The following is a 17,642-nucleotide window of genomic DNA, read 5'->3' on the forward strand; positions in this document are numbered from 1 at the left end:
TCCACATAGCAGGTAGCGCGCAGATCGTCGTCTTTAATGCTCGCGCAGCTCCCATTCCCCTCTTTGACGTATCAGTAGGCGCGTTGATCGTCGTTGTTGATGCTGCCGCAACCGGCGTGAGCGAAGCCGCTGAGCATCAGCAGCATTACCAAAACAAGCCTCATCCCACCCTCCATGAATTGCCGAGCGCTACCTGGAACTGTTCGTAGTAGCTATGTCGATTACCGTGGTTCGGAGCAAATGACGGATCAGCCGCGGACTTCCTTTCGGAGGTCGTCCAGTTCGTCGACAATGTCCTCATCGCGATCCTCGAACGCCTTGGCCATATCACGCTGCAGATCCACCTGGACCTCCATGGATTTTTTTGCCAACTTCATGCCGTCCTTAGAGCCCATAATAATTTTCATCGCCTGATCAGGATGCTTGTTGGCCTCGATCATCAGTTCGAGCTCGTCGGCATCAAAGTGATCTGCGTATACCTGGACCAAGGTATCTTTCAGTAGGTCCTGGGAAATGTTGTCCTCGATCACAGCCTTGATTTTTTCTGGCGCGACTTCGCGATATTTGGATGCATAACCCGACGTGGCGACTTGCACTACCATCTTGTATTGGACGTCCATGCCCATCAACTTGACCAGTTCTTCAGCTTTATCCTGGCTTGAACCGCAACCGGCCAGCAGCACCGAGCAGAACGCCGTGATTGCCCATTTGGAAACGTTCGTCATGAAAGGCCTGCCTTTGTCTTGAGATTTTTTTTGGTGACCGTGGAGTACGGCGGACCGCACTCCAGGTTCTAGGAAAGGTGGTGATCAGTTCGTCTCAAGCGTGAAGCTTTTGCTCACGAACAGGCCGGAAAATAACGACTTGTCTTCCTTGAAAATGTAGGACTCTTCAAACCTGGCATCGGTGGCCAGCTTTTGAGCGATCGCGCACTCCGAATCGCTGTGATCCTTGCCCTTGACTCCAAAGTCACTCTGATAACCTGATAGGCCTGTTTCATTGCAAAAGCCGGTGAACTCCTCACGCTTGCTAGCGGCCTTGAATTCGTCGAACGACTCCTTTAACTGGTCGAAGCCCTTGTAGGTCAGCGAGTAGCTGGCCACCTTGGTCTTACGAGCAAAGTCACCTGCGGCTTCCGCAATTACTGCCTGGCCCATGGACGTACTGTAAGCCCCCATGATGAAGCCACTTAGCGCGCTCTTGAGTTGCGCCTGGACATCGTCAAGCTCTGGGATGGACGCAAATTTAGCCTCGCGCACAATCCGGCCAACTTCACTGCCGTCATTACGATGCACCACTACAAACTCGACCGAACCTTCGCCGTCGCTGGAGCGCGTGAGCTTGAAGTCCAAGTCAACTTTGGTGCCGAACTCCCCTGTAGCGCCGGTGATAAATGCACCAGTGAACGGCAGACGTTGGACGATATTGCTACCCCACGAGTAGGGCGACTTGACCACGCCTCCGTACTGATCCATCTCCGCGCGCGGCTGGATCTCATCCGCTACTTCCGAGGGCAGGACCACATCTATGCCTTTGTGCGACAGGTAAGGAGTACTCATGTCCATGCCCAACAATTGGACATGAATCTCGCCCTTCTTGTTATCACCTTCGCGGCTAACCTTGAGGGTGTCGGCCTTCAAGTAAACGCCACCGGCACGACCGCCACCAGTACTGGACGAAAGCAGATACCGTGACCATTCGACCAGAGCAGACTCTTTTGCCCCGGAGTCCATTCCACCGAGCAGCCCCATAATCCCTTTCAGGAATTTATCTGCGCCGTTGGTCTCTGCTGCAACCAGGCGGATTTCCGGTGTTTCAACGGTGACATTTCCCGACCAGAAGGAATAGGAAATATCTCCCTCGCTTAGGACGTTCTCGAGGAAGTACTGTTCCTTCATCTCATCGTACTGACGCAGCGCTTGCTTCTTGCCGGAGCTCGATAACCCCACACCGGCTGCAAGAATCGCAATACCGGCGACCGCAGCGGCGATGAGGATGTGCTTCTGGTTCATCGTTTTCATAGTCGGTTGCCTTACTGAATTTGAACAGATGCTTGCTGCCAATCAATCACGTGCTGCTGAGAGACTGCAGGCGTCCAGTTGAAGTCGATCCCGGCGCTAGGAAATTCCTTGGCCAGTACGGCACCAAATGACACTCTGTCAGCACAGTGGTCTTGCTTGCAGGCCTCAGCCGGGCCAGCGGTATACACGCGATACGTAGGAACGGCGCGACCGTCTTCGAGCGGCAGGAAGGGTGTCATGTTTGCCGCCGGCAGCACGTACCACTGGCTCTCCAGTTCAGCATCAGCCTGTATACGCCCCTTCCGTGGGAAGTCGACCTCGTAGAAGTCGCCGCTCTTTCCGGTGACGTGAATCATCATCGGCACAGCGGACTTTGAAGAGCTCGGGTCCTGCATTGCGATCGGCGATGGGAAGGTGACTTTGATACCGGCCATCTGCGCCAGCGCTTCAGCCTCCCGACCTTCGAACTCCTTCATCCCGGATTTGAGTTGTTCGTAACGCTCCAAGACGCGTGTGTGCAGCTCAGCCATTTGCTGCTGCAGGCGACGTACTTCTCTCAGGCGGATCTCCTCGCGACGCAGGGCGAAGTTATTGCCTTGGCGAGCATCGAAGTAAAACTCACCACGGTTCTCGCCCATACGCGTTTTGAGAATATTGTCTTTGGTTTCCGACGCGTATCCCTCTGGGTAAAGTGCTTCGAAGTTCTTGGCGAAGAAGAGGTTCGACAGGCCTACGGTCGTTGGCGACGTTGCCTTCACCAATTGGTAGACCTCAACGACAGCGCGCTTCAACTCAACCGCATCAAGAGCAAATGCCTCGTCTGTAGTGATCGCTACATAATACGGATCACTGGAGAACGGCGACAGGACACGGTAGTTGGGGCGCTCAAAGGCCAAATACACCTTCATGTTACGCGCAGGCAGTTCACCCACTTGAAAGAGTGCTTGGTCTGCCCGGCTATTCAGGAAAGAAAGCGCCTTGCCTTTCACCGCTGGGACCAGTGCCTGGTTGAACATCAGACCGCTCGGGTGCACGATTGTTTTTGACCAGGTATCACCGCGATAGGTGTTCGGTACCGCCCAACGCAATTTGTCAAAGGCCCCCTCGGCATAGCCTGATGCAGAGCAAGGCATGGCGGGTGTCGACGCAAAGGACAGACTTGGATCGGACTCATCAGTTACCGACTTACTGATAACCCATTTGCATCCGCTTCCGTCGGTAATCCCCATCAGGTTCTGGTTGGCCAGCACCAATGAGCGGCCGAAGTCACCGGTAGGAACGGCGGCAACAGCGGCTGGAGCTGCCTCCACAGGTACTGTGGCCACGGCAGCTACAGGAGCAACAGGGGCAACGGGCGCAACCGTCATAGGTACTTGAGCCACCGGCACCGGTTGCACTGGCGCGGGTGAAGCCTCTGGTGCTGGTTGTGGTATCACAGTTGCCGTTACAGGCGCTGGGGCCGGTGCAGCAGCCACAGGCGCTGCGACGGCAGGCTCAGTAGGAGCAGCGGCGGCTGGTAGTACAGACGCAGCGGCCGGAGCGGCAGGCGGCGAAGTCAGCGTGGCCAGGCCCAGATTGATCGCATTGCCCGCGCCGGTGGCGTAAACCGCCCCCTTTGCGTCGACTGCTTTCCAGGTGACCTTGGCCGTCGGGCATTCCTGGCCGAGAATATACGGGAGCTTCGATAGAAGCGTGTTCAGCGGCTTCTGGTCATCCCACGTTGGGCGCTGCATGGTGATGGTTACTTCTGGTTTGCACCAGGTGGTCGCCTCACCATCAACGCTCACCTGGATCTGTTCTGTTTTCGAGTAGGCGAGCTGGTGAGCCCAGGCTTGCGGCGCGATGCCACAAGCACCCACTACAAAGAGAGCGAGTGCGCGGTTTTTCATGAAGATCCCTTAGATGAGTTCCCAGGTGCCGTTGGCTTGTTTGCAGAAGGTGCTCTTCTCCTGCTCAGTGTTTCCGTCGGCCGCTTTGAGACTCACGGTCACCGGCCGGCAAGACGTTTCAGCAGCGACCTGCTGAGTTGGCAACGTCGGGATCGAATCCAGATCGAAGGCCTTTGTTTCCTTGTCGGCAGCGACGTTCATCTCGTCCAAATTGGCCGCGGGCTTCACACTCTTCGCAACGGCTACAGATTTTGGCTCAACCAAACTTTTGTGGACGTAGCCGACAGTGACACCCTTGCGGCCGACAAGAATCCAGTCGCCTGTCGAACCAACGGCAGTGAACTCGGTGCCAGGTTTCAAACCACCCACTTTGTCTGCGCCTTTTTCAGGCGCGGCGCGGACGTTCGAACTGCTTTTGGTGACGTACTGCTCGTTGATGAGTTTCATCGAAGGGACGGCAACGATCTTAGGTGCACGTTTCACTTCAACCGTTTTGGTTTGGGTGAACTCTTGGCCCTGAACGATCTCCGCCGACGCGCCGGAATGCGCCGATGTCCAGGACACAGGCAGACTCGACCCGCTAGGCGAGGCATTCAGAGCGTCTTGCGTGCGTTGCGCCAGGGCCTGCTGGTCTTGCTCATCGAGTTTTGCACCGATTTTACTCCCGATGTAACCGCCGAGAGCACCGCCGACCAAGGTGGCTACGATCCGTCCGCTGCCTTTGCCGATGAACTGCCCAATGACTGCGCCAGCGACGACACCCACTGCGGTACCGGCCTGTTGCTTGTTGATCCCCAACTCAGCGCAGCCAGAGGTTGATGCTGCGATGGCCAATGCTAGTACTGAAACGAGAAACTTTTTACGCACGGTGAATCTCCCTTTATGTAGGTCACTCTGCTTTCAGCAGAGGCCTTGTGATGTTGTAAAGCATTGCTTCTGAGGACATGGCCCAATGGAAAACGGTGGCAAGCACAACTGGCTGTTTGCCCAAGCTCCTGAACGCATCTCTATAACCGGGGCTATCGACAATTGCGTTGCCAACAACGAGAGGCAGCATAACTATCGAAATCACGGCGACCGGTCGAACGAAGGGAATTCGCCCGGGGAGGCTTCGAAGCGCCTCAATACCCGAGATGATCAAGACCACAAGACTGATGCCGCCGAAGAACAACCCGCTAAAAAGGGAGAAGGGGATAAACCACATATTCTTGAGGACGTTCAAACCCTCAACGCCGTGGATGTCGGTGTGAGCGACGTCATAGGCCATGTTGTCGGCAATGCCAGGCAGATAAGCCTGGTACTGCTCACGCGTAGCCAGAAGGTTCATGCCCTTCACATAGAGAGGACCGAGCTTGGTCTTCGCCATGTGGCGAACCTCGGTGGTGTTGGCCAGAGCATCTCGTGTCCGCACACCGGGATTGATTGACCTGGCGTACTCGTCAATGGTCGGCTGGTATCCCAGATCTGCCCCTAAATTCGGCCATTTGATCGGTCGCCACTCACTCCCCGAGATGCCTCCCGCACGAAAACCTTCGAGCTGTGCATACGCCCTGCTGATGTCACTGATGGAGGGCACGACAATTTCTTGCAGGCGCTCGTATAACGCGTCTCCATTACGGACGGTGTAGCCACGAAAAACTGCAGCTGAAAAACCTTGGAAGTTCTTGTCGATGCGCTCGACGTAGGAGCCTTGAACACTCATCAGAACGCCGAGGTTTGCTATAAAAGCCTTCCCCTCTCCCTGGTCCTTGTAAGCCTTATAGGGGATCTGCGGAATAGTCAGGGAGTCATAGAGCAATCCCTTTTTGGTGACATATGCGTAGAGGCTGCTGACCCGTAGCGAGCCGGGGAACTGCTCTGCGATCCAATCCGGTGCCGCACCCTGAAACCACCACGTCAACGGCGTAACGACAAGTGTCGATGCTCCGAGCCAAACCCACAGCACCCTCCCCTTGCCTTGGTAGCGTCGATAACAGATTCGCCATACCAGCAAGCACATGCTCGTCGCCGCCAGGATTTGGCTATAGGTCTCAAGGACTTCGAGTTTTCGAAGGGGGATATCAGCGCCAGCGAAGTTGAGCAGCTCGGCGTTGAACAGCAGACTGCAGATCAAATAAAGGGCGTTCAAAACCACTAGTGCGATTAGCATCCAACGGGTCCTTGTCAGAAATTAAACGCCAGGCCCTGGATGATGAGGGGAAGCGCAAATAGATGTAGCATATTGCCATCTAGCAGGCGACGGCACCACTCAAAATGCTTTGTCGAATTCCGATGCAGAACGCCTGGCAGATGTTTTCGTTACCTACGATCAGAACTTAACGGGACTGAGAGGACTTTCAATGCCGCGCACAACATTCCCTCCCGCACGTTCCAATTCTGGGTTTCAGACGGTGTGTAAATGGAGAATGGATGTCTCGGCGGTCGCCGGCGGCCAAGCCGTTAAACTGCATTAATGCGATCAGTCCCAATGAGTGGATGTTTCCCATTGGCCGGCCTTCGCGCTCAAACAACGAAAGCGCAGCGCATGAACAATGCGTTGCGAAAACCCATGGAATAGGCGGCATGAATTGAATCAGTCACTCAAACCCGGCGAGAACACAACGATCTCTTACTCCCAAGGGCGGGTGGAAGTTACCCATTCGGCAGGTAACAATCTGGACGTAAACCTTACTGCGTTTTTGGTCACCAACACTGGCAAGGTGGTGGATGACAGCGGCATGGTTTTCTTCAATGCACCCGAGCACTCTTCAGGCGCGGCGACATTCGCGCCCCCGATCGCTCATGGCGACACGGTCAGTCACAGCATCAGCTTCGACTCGTCTCGACTCCCGTCCAATATCACGAAGATCGCAATCACTTTGACGCAAGACGGCAACGCCGGCGGCTTCGAAGCAGTCAAAGACCTTCGCGCTATCGTCATTGCCGGGGACCAAACCCTGGAACTGGCACCTGAGCCCTTTTCACAAGAGACGGGCATCATCGTGCTTGAGTTGTACGTCCGGAACGGCCAGCTCAAGGCGCGCTCTGTATGGCAAGGTTTCGCCTCAGGTCTTGCCGGACTCTGCGGGTTTTATGGCATCGAAGTTGAAGACGTTGCATCCTCCGCGCCGGCGGCGACACCTGCACCGCCTCCAAAGCCCGTCAACATCGCCAAGACCGTGGTTAAACTGGACAAACCTGGCAGCAGCCACAAGGTGTCCCTCGAAAAAGGGCCGTCCGCTCCAAAGGTTATTCGGGTCAGCGCAACGTGGGTTGATAACGGCGACGGATCTGACAATGACGACCTCGATCTGCGGATTGGCATCCTTCGTCCTGATGGGCGAATGTCCATCATCCAGGCACCTGACAAGCGTGGGGCTTTTGACGTCGATCCCTTCGTTTTCCATACCGGTGACGTAGTCTGCGCCAGCGCCTCCGCTCCAGGTATTGAAACCGTCGAAATTAATCCAGCAATCTCGCAGCTCATGGGGGGCAAGGTAGTGCTGGTCTGCAGCGTTTATTCAGCAGTAGACAACGGTGCGGTGTAACCGGCCAGCAAACACACCTTTCTGACCCCACCGCCAAAGGCGATGGTGTCCACCTATTTAAGTGGACACCACTTCTAGCCTTTTAAGAGGGTCTTTCATGCAGCCACAACGCCGTTCCTATTCCAGGTCGTTCAAGGCCCAAGTCATTCAAGAGTGCGCCCAACCTGGGGCCTCGATTGCCAACGTTGCGCTGAGCCACAGCCTCAACGCGAACCTCGTCCACAAGTGGATTCGGCTGCAAACGCAGAAAAGCATGGCGCTGCATCCCGCTTTTGTTTCACTGCCCATGCCACTCGCCAGCACTGAGTCGCAATCGGCATCATCGACTATCAGCGTTGAGATCCAGCATCCGCGCGGCACCGTTAAAGTGAACTGGCCAACTGAAAGTGCTGCTGCCTGTGCAACCTTTCTTCGAGACCTGTTGCGATGATTCGTATCGACGCCATCTGGCTCGCCACTGAGCCCATGGACATGCGCGCCGGCACTGACACAGCGCTGGCGCGGGTGGTGGCCGTGTTCGGTGCGGCGCAGCCGCACTGTGCTTATCTGTTTGCCAACCGCCGCGCCAATCGCATGAAAGTGCTGGTGCACGATGGGTTGGGCATCTGGCTGGCGGCGCGCCGACTGCATCAAGGCAAATTTTTCTGGCCGGGATCTCGGCACGGCTCGCAGATGGAATTGGGTGCCGAACAACTGCATGCCCTGGTGCTGGGTTTACCTTGGCAAAGAGTTGGGCAAAACAGTGCGATTACCCTGATGTAATCACTGCCATGGCCAGCGTCGCCGTGCAATTGTCCGATGAGCCTATCGTCAGTGTTGGCCTGTTCTGACAAAATCGGCGGCATGACTTTGCTTCCTGATTTCGACCAATTAAACCCTGAACAACTGCGCGCTATCGCCGCGCAGCTGATGCAGCGTGTCGAGACTCTCGATCAAAAAGTCGAGTCCATGGACAAGCAGATCCATCACTACAAAACGGTCAACGACAAGCTGACCCACGAGATCGCACAGCTCAAGCGTTTCAAGTTTGCCAAGCGCAGCGAGCAGCTAAATCCGTATCAAACCAGCCTGCTCGATGACGTGATCGATGCCGATATCGCGGCCATCGAAGCCGAGCTTGAGACGTTGCAACCCGCTCCAGCCCCGACCGTGGCTCGGCAAAAACCTAAACGCACCGCCTTGCCGCCCGAGTTTCCACGCACGCCCATCCATCACGAACCGGACAACACTCACTGCCAATGCGGCTGCGCCCTCAAGCGTATCGGCGAGGATGTCAGCGAGAAACTCGACTACACGCCCGGCGTGTTCACGGTTGAACAACACATCCGTGGCAAGTGGGTCTGTGAGGACTGCGAGACCCTGATCCAGGCACCTGTTCCTGCGCAGGTCATCGATAAAGGCATCCCCACAGCAGGTTTGCTGGCTCAAGTGATGATCGCCAAATACGGTGATCATTTGCCACTGTACCGTCAGGAAAAGATCTTTGGCCGGGCCGGCCTCGCCATCCCGCGCTCGACCTTGGCGCAGTGGGTCGGCACTTGCGGTGTGCAACTGCAACCACTGGTTGATGCTCTGCGCGAAGTGGTGCTTGGACACAACGTGGTGCACGCCGATGAAACGCCGGTACAGGTGCTCATGCCTGGCTCGAAGAAAACCCATCGGGCCTACGTCTGGGCCTATGCAACCACCGCGTCTGCCGATATCCGCGCAGTGGTGTACGACTTCAGCCCCAGCCGCTCGGGCGAACATGCACGCAACTTCCTGCAAGACTGGAAGGGCAAGCTGGTCTGCGATGATTTTGGTGGTTACAAAGCCAGTTTTGCACTCGGTGTCACTGAAATCGGCTGCATGGCCCATGCGCGGCGTAAGTTCTTCGACCTGCACGCCACGAACAAAAGCACGCTCGCCGAGCAAGCTCTGCGCTATATCCAGTTGCTGTACGAAATCGAAAGTGAAATCCGCGATTTGGAGCCCGATGTACGGCGACGAATACGACAAGAAAAAGCCGTCCCCGTGATGAACATGCTGCACACTTGGATGATCGCCCAGCGCGAGCTGGTACACGAGGGTGTGGCCATCGCCAAGGCCCTGGATTACAGCCTGAAACGCTGGACGGCGTTGTCACGTTATCTGGATGACGGCGCGGTGCCTATTGATAACAACCACATCGAGCAGCAAATCCGGCCATGGGCGCTCGGACGCAAGAACTGGCTCTTTGCAGGGTCGTTACGCAGCGGACAACGCGCGGCTGCGCTGATGAGTTTGATCCAATCGGCCAAGCTTAACGGGCATGATCCGTATGCTTATCTCAAGGATGTGCTGATGCGGCTGCCGACGCAGCGCGCCAGTGAGATCGCCGAGTTGTTGCCGCATAACTGGCTGCCGTTACGCAACCTGTAATGCCCGTTCGCTTACGGTGCGGTTTCGGTGGCATCGCTAAAACCAAAGATGCGGATGGAATACGGCGACCAGGTCGTAGAGTGCGCATTCGAATTCAAGTCCGGGTTTTTCAGCTCAATGGTGTTCACCTATGTAATCGGTCAAATCGAAATTGACCAAGATGGTATCCATCTAAGTCCATCCGGAGTTACCTCCAAAGCCGGCAGTGAAGCCACCCCCTGGCTGACTCGGAAGGGAGACAAAATTGAGCTAACGATGGACGGCCCACACGTATTCAAAGGGCGCCCAATCGAAAGGAGCGGCAAAAAGCAGTACGTCTAAGCTTTCGTGCTAGTAGGCGCTTTAAGCAGCTTCATGCCTGACCAGTACTCCCGCGACGGCACACGGCCGCCGCGGGATTTCTATTTTGGTTGTATGCCAGCATCATCGGCCTCATAAACCCATGTTGAATCGCCCCGCGCCCTCGAACAAAACAGCTCTTCCCATAGGAACTTCCCGCGGCGACCTCACTGGCCGTATAAGACTTGCAGGAACTTCGAGCGCCGTTAGGTTTAACCCGACGGATGAACCAGCCGCCGGTGCAGATACGGCTGTTTCACCAAGGCCATCTCATCATCAGGCGCTCTAATCGTCACAAAGGAACCATGCATGCAGATCACCCAAGGCCAGCGCATGTCGCTGGCAAATATTCTTCCCGGTCTATCCTTCACTCTCTCGGTCAACATCGAAAGCCCCAGCGTAGTCGACTTCGTCTGTTTCGGTGTCGACGACCAAGGCAAGCTTTCTGATGATCGCTATATGGTCTTCTTCAATCAGCCTGTTACGCCTTGCAGCAGTGTGAAGCTTGCTGCGGGTGGCCAGTTTGAAATTAATCTAGCCATCCTGCCCGCCACTATCGATCGCTTGATCTTCACTGCCTCCATCGACGGTGCCGGGGCGATGAGTGACATCCGGAATGGCAACTTCAAAGTAATCAGCCCCGCTGGTGAGATAGGAGCGACCTGCGCGTTCTCAGGGCTCACGTTCACAACCGAGAAAGCGGTAATGATCGTTGAGCTTTACCGAAAGAATGGGGAGTGGCGGTTGGCCTCTAACCTTCAGGGTTTTGCTGAGGGCCTGGACGCTCTCGTGAGGCACTTTGGCGGCGAAGTTACTGAAGAAGCTGCACCGGCACCAGCACCTGCCCCATCTCCCTCCACAATCTCTCTGGAGAAACGTGTAGCTGCTGTCGCGCCGGAACTGGTCAGTCTGGCCAAGAAGGCACAGGTAAGCCTCGAGAAAGCCTGCTTGGTTGGGATGAAAGCTCGTGTTTTGCTCGTGCTCGACGTCACCGACTCGATGCGAAATCAATACAAAACCGGCCGCGTACAGGAAGTTCTCAATCGTCTTGTGCCCATCGCCGTAGCCATGGATACAGATGCCGAACTTGAGTGCTGGACATTCGCCGAACGGCCACTGCGACTCTCACCTGTGACGCTTACCAACTACCAGAACTTTGTCGAATCCGACAACAATGGCTGGACCAAGTGGGACGTCGGTCGGCGTTACAATGATGAACCGAGAGCGATCCAAAAAGTGATCGAATCCTTCCAGGCGTCCAAAGACAAAACCCCTATGTTTGTCGTTTTCATCAGCGACGGTGGCGTTTCTGAAAACCGCAAGATCACGCAACTGATGGTGGATGCAGCGAAGCTGGGAATCTTCTGGCAATACGTTGGTTTAGCAGGCCGGAATTACGGCATTCTGGAAAAACTGGACACCATGCCCGGGAGAGTCGTGGACAACTGCGGATTCTTTGCCCTGGATGACCTTCACGACATGACGGAAGAGCAGTTGTACGACCGACTGATGCAGGAATTCCCGATGTGGATCTTGGAGGCAAAGCGCGAAGGAATCATTCGCTAATCCTCTCCTGCACTGCCCTGCCTCACACCGCGGCGGCTCAAGCCGCCGCGGTTGTCTTCAGTTCAAGACCAACATATCCATCGGCGTCACCTCAACAAAACGCGCAGAGCGGTCCAGCTTTACCACTGCGCCACACGCGTTCAGGGTCGCTGCAGGATCGATCGCATCCAGACGATTAAAATCAATCGCATCCCACTGATCTCGGCCTACTAAGACCGAGAGCACGTAGTGATCATCCACCGCACCGGTTGCGGTGTTGTTACGCTGAATGTAGCCCGACACCAGGATCTTCTGGATCGCTGGCAGTAGAGCAAATACCTCTCCTACAACTCGAAACAGAGAGCCATAGCACAGCGCGACAAAGTCTCTGCGTACCTGGGCATCCGAACGATTTTTGAAGGTTAGTTTGCCGTTACCCCGGGCTTCAGCGCTGCGCTGCGGGATATCGCCCTCATCAGGTAAATCAACATCGAGCGCGACGCCGGTAACGTCTTGTGAGAACTCATAGGCCACTTGGGTTTCTTTTGGCCAGGCAATGCCGCTCAACACATAGTCCAGGGCACGTTCCATCTGAGCACTGAAGCCCTTTGCCGCCAGCCGGAATGCTTTCTCGATTTCGGTGCGTTCAAGTTCATGGGCGTCCCGCGTGGACTGCCAGTTCGCGAGGTCTTGTTGATACTGCTCTTCCGCCGACTCAGCCTCACGCTCAATCTTCGCGCTGCGAAGGAGCATTCGATCCATCAAACCCGGTGTTTGCTGAGCAGGCCTGCGGGGCTCTTCAATGGCGAATGGAGCTGGGATTACCGGCATGGCCCCCGGCCGAGGCGTCAGGAGGTGCACGCCTAGGCAGGATTCAAGCTCCTGATTGACCTTATCAGCTGCTTTGGTCAGCAAGTCCTGAATGGAGTCGGCCATCTCGGATTTGACGCGTTTGACGACAGCCGCCGGCAACTCGATGTCATCCATGTCCGTAATCAACAACGTGCCATCGTCGTTTACCTTGACCTTTACCTGGCCCGAGTATTCGCTTCCGGCAGGACCTGGTTGGGAACTACTCGATCTACTGGGCCGGTCGATCCTCTCACGGTATGAAAGACCAGTACCGGGTAACCCAGCATTGAGAAAGGTGCCATTGCGGCCCATCGTCATACTCAAGCCCCGGGGGCCAACTGAAGTGCTGATCCCCTTCCCGCTGATGTTAAGGCGTACGCCAGGCACAATCGTGATTCGCTTGCTGAAACGAAATCCCATGACTACTCCTTGATCCTTATTCCTGGATTCTTTGTTGTTTGAAATGCCGGCATCGGTCGGAGCCCCTACGATAGGCTCGACGTCCATTTACATCGGAGGTCGCGCCTGTGGCAATAGCGCAACCACCGATATATCACTTATGCCCGTCCGGCAATGTAATCGTCGATCGAACTGAATTGCCGATTGCGGCACATCCAGCCTGAGAGGAATACGAATATCGTCGTGGCAAGAACTGCCCAGCCGCGCCGCCGCCGGGCCTCACTTTTGGTGCGGGCACCACCGCACAGCAGGAGGGCCATCATCAGGAGGTAGAAGGTCAGCAGAATGACCTTTGCGAAGAGGGATAGAAGAAAAAACCAGATGCTGTTGCTTCTGTACGTTTGAATAAGCACCTGCAATGACATAAGACCACCAAGGACACAGGCAGCAATGATGGAGTAGTTGCGTGGGACCTCGAGCCAGGCGCTCGCGACGAAATACGCACCAATTCCCAAGATTGGAGTCAAGGTTGTCCAAAGCGCGTCGGTGTAGTCCTGATAGATCGTAATGGTCCCCCGGCGGTGCAGGTAAATGCAGACCAGCAGCAACATTGCCATCACGAACAAGCCAATCTTCAAGTTCAGGATCGCTTGATGATCATCCGCTGCACTTCGCGTCGCTGCCGACTTCACCACGGCAGAGACCATTGGAGAAGAAGCAGCCTTTGAAATCACATTTGTTTCAGATTGATCAACCCGGGTAGCGGCAACGGAGGTTGGCGCTTTAGATGGCAGATCAACCTTGGTGCGTGATAGAGCACTGAGCCGCTCATTCATCGATGCGGATAAGCAACTGGCGGTCTTGCAGTTGTCACGCAGGCGCAACCAGTCTCGTTGGTCTTGACGGACCTGTCCCTTGTTCGGCGCTGCGTCTAGAGCGCGGACATATTCGGAGTTCATCTGCTCATCCAGATGACTGAGTGCAGAATCTGCGCAAATCGATTTCTCAGCAAAGCTTGCAGCTTTGTTGCAATCAAAGCTGGTGGCATTTGAGTGGGCTGAGACTAGGGTGAGCAACATTACGAAAAGGCCAGAGCCGATGTTGAGTCGCGACATATTCGATTTTCCCTTCATTTTGTTTGCTCCAGCGTTTCGCCAGAGCCCTGCCTAACCGCGCTCGTATGCGAACGCCTAGGTGCCTGATGTCTGGCTCTTATTTACGACGTTGGGACCTGAAGAAATGTCGTGCCGTCCCACTTGTAGTTTTCGGTGCTCTGAACACTCGGGCAGCAATCTGCATCATCCGGACCGACGGAGAGAACAGTCAGCCTGACGGTTTGGGGGTCAACAACCTGGATGTCCTGGACACCATTGCCGACTACAGCTTTCCCACGGAACTCCCAGCCTGCCGAACCGCCAATGAACGCGGCAAGTGTTTGGAAGTAGCCATTTCCACCACCCTGGCCTTCGATCGTGTAGAGCACCACAGCATCCTTGATGCCGTCGCTATTCAAGTCTGCAAAGATGATCTGACGGCCGTCCTTGTATTCATCCCCGCCATCCTGAGCAATCTCACTCGCAATCATCCGATCTGCAGATGCAGCAAGATCGGATGGCACTAATGCCTTTGCCTGAACTGCAGGCACAACGGACTGGCTCGCTGGCTCAGCTGCAAAGGTAACTGGAGCGGCCGGAGTCTGAGTCGGTGTGTGAGGAACCTTACCTAACAAGATTGCCTCGGTCTCAGACATTGGCTCGGCAGGCTTAGCAGAAGCGTTGGTGGCCTTAATGCCGGCACTGACCTTTTGAAGCACTGCGGCACGCAGTTCTTGCATGTCTGAAATGTCGAAGAGTTGGTTGCGGGTATTTCCGAACGGTTGGGCTTCCCCCAGGAACCATCGCGCAAAAAAACCGGGACGTTTGTTTTCTTGTTGGTCGACCAGGTGGTCAATCAGCTCATTGGCGGTTTTTGAGAAGCGTTCAAATCCATCCTTGCCAACGACCTGCACGATCGAGTCCTTTTCCCGGTCAATATTACTGCGCGCGAGCTCGAGCATGACAATGTTCGTGTCGACCAGTTTGCTTTCGCACTCGTTCGTATAATTTCCAAGGCATGCCTGCCTGTATTCTTGAACTGCGTTGTTGGCCTTGAAGTCGTTGTAGGCTCCGCAGCCTGACATGGACACCAAAACACCTACAGCTACAACCCCACGAAACATGCCCATCCAAATATCCTTTTAAACCCGAGAACCGGTGGACTGCCGTGGAGATCGCCAGCAGTCGTTCCTAATGTTGAAGAGATCAAACCGCCGCCCACATGACCCATTCCGAGGTCATTCTGTAGGCAAGAAAAAGCCCCCGGTTCGCGGGGGCTTTCTCAAGCCTTCCGGCTTAGCCGATGTTCACGCCCATCGATTTAGCCAGAGGGGCCAGGCCGCCCGCAAAACCTTGGCCGATCGCCTTGAACTTGAACTCGTCGCCATTGCGGTACAGCTCGCCGAAGATCATGGCGGTTTCGGTCGAAGCGTCTTCGCTCAGGTCGTAGCGCGCCAGTTCTTTGCCGTCAGCCTTGTTCACCACACGGATGTAAGCGTTGGCAACTTGGCCGAAGCTCTGCTTGCGTGCTTCAGCGTCGTGAATGGTCACGGCGAATACCAGTTTCTTCACAGCGGCAGCCAGACCGGTCAACTTGACGTTGGCTTGCTCGTCATCACCGGCGCCTTCGCCGGACTGGTTGTCGCCCAGGTGTTCAACCGAACCGTCAGCCGATTTTTTGTTGTTGTAGAAAATGAAGCTGGCGTCGTCGAGGACTTGGCCGCTTTCACCCAGGATGAAGATCGACGCGTCGAGGTCGAATTTCGAGCCGTCGGTAACTCGTGCGTCCCAACCCAGACCTACAGTGACTTCGGTCAGGCCTGGAGCCTCTTTAGACAAACTTACGTTCCCACCTTTCTGCAAAGATACGGCCATTTTTGATTCCTTTTAGTGAGGTTGAAAGGCCTTTAATACAAGGCCAATCAGGAAAAATATTTAATTAAATCAACGACCTACGCGCTAGAAGTTCATGCCGTAGTTATTGGCAAGAGCTTTCAAGCCACCGGCATAGCCCTGGCCAACAGCGCGGAATTTCCACTCGCCACCGTTGCGGTACAGCTCAGCAAACACCATCGCAGTTTCGGTCGAAGCGTCTTCTGCCAGGTCGTAACGAACGACTTCCGCGCTGGTCGTATCGTTAACGATACGAATGAAGGAACCGCCGACCTGACCGAAGCTTTGCTTACGTACTTCAGCATCGTGAATGGTAACGATGAAGACGACTTTGTCCACGTCGGCCGGGATGCGGCTCAGGTCAACCTTGATTACTTCGTCGTCGCCATCGCCCGCACCGGTGCGGTTATCGCCAGTGTGCTCAACCGAACCGTCAACGCTTTTCAGCTGGTTGTAGAAAATGAAGTCGGCTTCGCCGCGTACTTTGCCATTTGCTGCCAGCAATAGCGCACTGGCGTCCAGGTCGAACTCAGCACCATCAGTAGCACGCGGGTCCCAGCCCAGGCCTACCAAGATTTTGGTCAGGCTCGGGTCGGTTTTGGTCAACGAAAGATTGCCACCTTTCTGTAGGGTCAACGCCATGGGTATTACTCCTTGTGGTATGGGCTGTTACTCAGCGGTTTCAGGTTGAGCTTCTTCCTTGCCTGGGAAGACAAGGCTTGCAACCACACCAATCGCCAGTACAACCATAACGATCAGCAGGCTGGTGTTTGCATCGATTGTGTAGCCATGGTGGAACATGTGGTCGGTTGCGTTCAGGCCGAGTTTAATGGCGATGAAGAACAGCAGCGCGACTACAGATTTTTCCAGGTGGACCAGGTAGCGTTTCAGCGCTTCGAGCACGAAGTACATGGTACGCAGACCCAGGATCGCAAACAGCATGGCAGAGTAGACGATCAGGGGCTCACGGCTAACCGCGATCACCGCCGGCACAGAGTCGAACGCGAACAACACGTCAGACACTTCGGCCACTACAAGGCAAAGGAACAGCGGGGTCGCAAAAATCGTTCCTTTTGCTGCCAGAGTCATGCCTTTGTTCTCAGGCTTCTGGAGTTCCACCTCCAGCTGCTTACGGCTGACGAAGAAATTATGGCCATGGAGTTTCGGCCACACAGGGAACAACTTCTGGGCGAAGCGGTAAGCCATATGCTTGGAGTAGTCCTCTTCCTCTTCATCATCACCGCCGGCGCGCAGCATCATAACTGCGGTCCAAGCCACGATCACTGCGAAGACGATTTCGACCCACGGACCGAAAGCCAACAGGCCGGTACCAATGGCAACGAAGATGCCGCGGAACACAATGGCGCCGATAATGCCCCAATACAGGACTCGGTGACGCATGCCATCTGGCACTTTGAACCATGCGAAAATCGCCATGAACACGAACAGGTTGTCGACGCTCAGAACTTTTTCCAGGGCGTAGCCAGTTACAAACAGGCTGGCGACTTCAGGGCCGTGCTGTACGTATAAGAAGCCGGCGAACGCTAACGAGATAGCGATCCAGAAGATCGACCAAATCGAAGCCTTAGCCAGGGAAATTGGCTTGTCACCGCGGTGAGTAACCATGTCGAGGAGAAGCGCGCCGAGCGCGATCCCGACGAATACCGCCATGGTCAGCGGAGG

At 55.3% G+C, this 17,642-nt stretch carries 16 protein-coding genes; 5 read left to right on the forward strand and 11 right to left on the reverse strand.

From position 1 onward, the window contains the following. Positions 1–248: 248 nt before the first annotated feature. From ACWHXD_RS26245 to ACWHXD_RS26265, 5 genes are all read right to left on the reverse strand, one after another. Positions 249–725, reverse strand: a complete 477-nt coding sequence (locus ACWHXD_RS26245) for a DUF2059 domain-containing protein (protein ID WP_236299945.1) — start codon at positions 723–725, stop codon at positions 249–251. An 84-nt stretch (positions 726–809) separates the two neighbouring features. Then, complete coding sequence (locus ACWHXD_RS26250; RefSeq protein WP_236299928.1) at positions 810–2,021, reverse strand: hypothetical protein; 1,212 nt, start codon at positions 2,019–2,021, stop codon at positions 810–812. 11 nt (positions 2,022–2,032) lie between these two features. Next, positions 2,033–3,910, reverse strand: coding sequence for a hypothetical protein (locus ACWHXD_RS26255; protein WP_236299925.1), 1,878 nt, complete (start codon positions 3,908–3,910; stop codon positions 2,033–2,035). Positions 3,911–3,919: 9 nt separating this feature from the next. Then, positions 3,920–4,777 (reverse strand): SH3 domain-containing protein, encoded by an 858-nt coding sequence (locus ACWHXD_RS26260; RefSeq protein WP_236299923.1) that lies wholly within the window; start codon positions 4,775–4,777, stop codon positions 3,920–3,922. A gap of 22 nt (positions 4,778–4,799) precedes the next feature. Next, the gene (locus tag ACWHXD_RS26265; protein WP_236299920.1) at positions 4,800–6,059 is read right to left on the reverse strand and encodes an imelysin family protein; all 1,260 of its coding nucleotides are present in this window, start codon (positions 6,057–6,059) and stop codon (positions 4,800–4,802) included. A 418-nt stretch (positions 6,060–6,477) separates the two neighbouring features. Here ACWHXD_RS26265 and ACWHXD_RS26270 point away from each other — a divergent pair, with 418 nt between their 5' ends. The 5 genes from ACWHXD_RS26270 (at position 6,478) to ACWHXD_RS26290 (ending at position 11,742) form a co-directional block, all read left to right on the forward strand. Then, positions 6,478–7,437, forward strand: a complete 960-nt coding sequence (locus ACWHXD_RS26270; protein WP_236299917.1) for a TerD family protein — start codon at positions 6,478–6,480, stop codon at positions 7,435–7,437. A gap of 97 nt (positions 7,438–7,534) precedes the next feature. Continuing rightward, a complete protein-coding gene (tnpA, locus tag ACWHXD_RS26275; RefSeq protein WP_019818068.1) occupies positions 7,535–7,867 on the forward strand; it encodes an IS66-like element accessory protein TnpA in 333 nt (110 codons plus the stop codon). After that, complete coding sequence (gene tnpB / locus ACWHXD_RS26280) at positions 7,864–8,199, forward strand: IS66 family insertion sequence element accessory protein TnpB (RefSeq protein WP_019719038.1); 336 nt, start codon at positions 7,864–7,866, stop codon at positions 8,197–8,199. The genes tnpA and tnpB overlap by 4 nt, the downstream gene beginning before the upstream one ends. Before the next feature lie 81 nt (positions 8,200–8,280). After that, on the forward strand, positions 8,281–9,837 hold the full coding sequence (tnpC, locus tag ACWHXD_RS26285) for an IS66 family transposase (protein ID WP_019818069.1): 1,557 nt from the start codon (positions 8,281–8,283) through the stop codon (positions 9,835–9,837). Between the two features lie 648 nt (positions 9,838–10,485). After that, on the forward strand, positions 10,486–11,742 hold the full coding sequence (locus tag ACWHXD_RS26290) for a VWA domain-containing protein (RefSeq protein WP_042561210.1): 1,257 nt from the start codon (positions 10,486–10,488) through the stop codon (positions 11,740–11,742). A gap of 57 nt (positions 11,743–11,799) precedes the next feature. Here the strand turns inward: ACWHXD_RS26290 and ACWHXD_RS26295 are convergent, their stop codons facing one another. The 6 genes from ACWHXD_RS26295 to ACWHXD_RS26320 all read right to left on the reverse strand — a co-directional run bounded on the left by ACWHXD_RS26295 (position 11,800) and on the right by ACWHXD_RS26320 (position 17,630). Continuing rightward, the gene (locus tag ACWHXD_RS26295; protein WP_080896062.1) at positions 11,800–12,993 is read right to left on the reverse strand and encodes a DUF4236 domain-containing protein; all 1,194 of its coding nucleotides are present in this window, start codon (positions 12,991–12,993) and stop codon (positions 11,800–11,802) included. A gap of 137 nt (positions 12,994–13,130) precedes the next feature. Further along, entirely contained in the window at positions 13,131–14,105 is a 975-nt protein-coding gene (locus tag ACWHXD_RS26300; protein WP_052491574.1) for a lysozyme inhibitor LprI family protein, read from the reverse strand. An 83-nt stretch (positions 14,106–14,188) separates the two neighbouring features. Continuing rightward, complete coding sequence (locus ACWHXD_RS26305) at positions 14,189–15,196, reverse strand: hypothetical protein (protein ID WP_095668235.1); 1,008 nt, start codon at positions 15,194–15,196, stop codon at positions 14,189–14,191. 166 nt (positions 15,197–15,362) lie between these two features. Further along, positions 15,363–15,941 carry a TerD family protein gene (locus ACWHXD_RS26310; protein ID WP_033896483.1) on the reverse strand — a complete coding sequence of 193 codons (579 nt, stop codon included), beginning with the start codon at positions 15,939–15,941 and terminating at the stop codon, positions 15,363–15,365. An 84-nt stretch (positions 15,942–16,025) separates the two neighbouring features. Next, entirely contained in the window at positions 16,026–16,601 is a 576-nt protein-coding gene (locus ACWHXD_RS26315; protein WP_042561212.1) for a TerD family protein, read from the reverse strand. Positions 16,602–16,628: 27 nt separating this feature from the next. Next, positions 16,629–17,630 carry a TerC/Alx family metal homeostasis membrane protein gene (locus tag ACWHXD_RS26320; protein ID WP_042562209.1) on the reverse strand — a complete coding sequence of 334 codons (1,002 nt, stop codon included), beginning with the start codon at positions 17,628–17,630 and terminating at the stop codon, positions 16,629–16,631. Positions 17,631–17,642 lie beyond the last annotated feature (12 nt).

This window comes from Pseudomonas fjordensis, assembly GCF_976987115.1.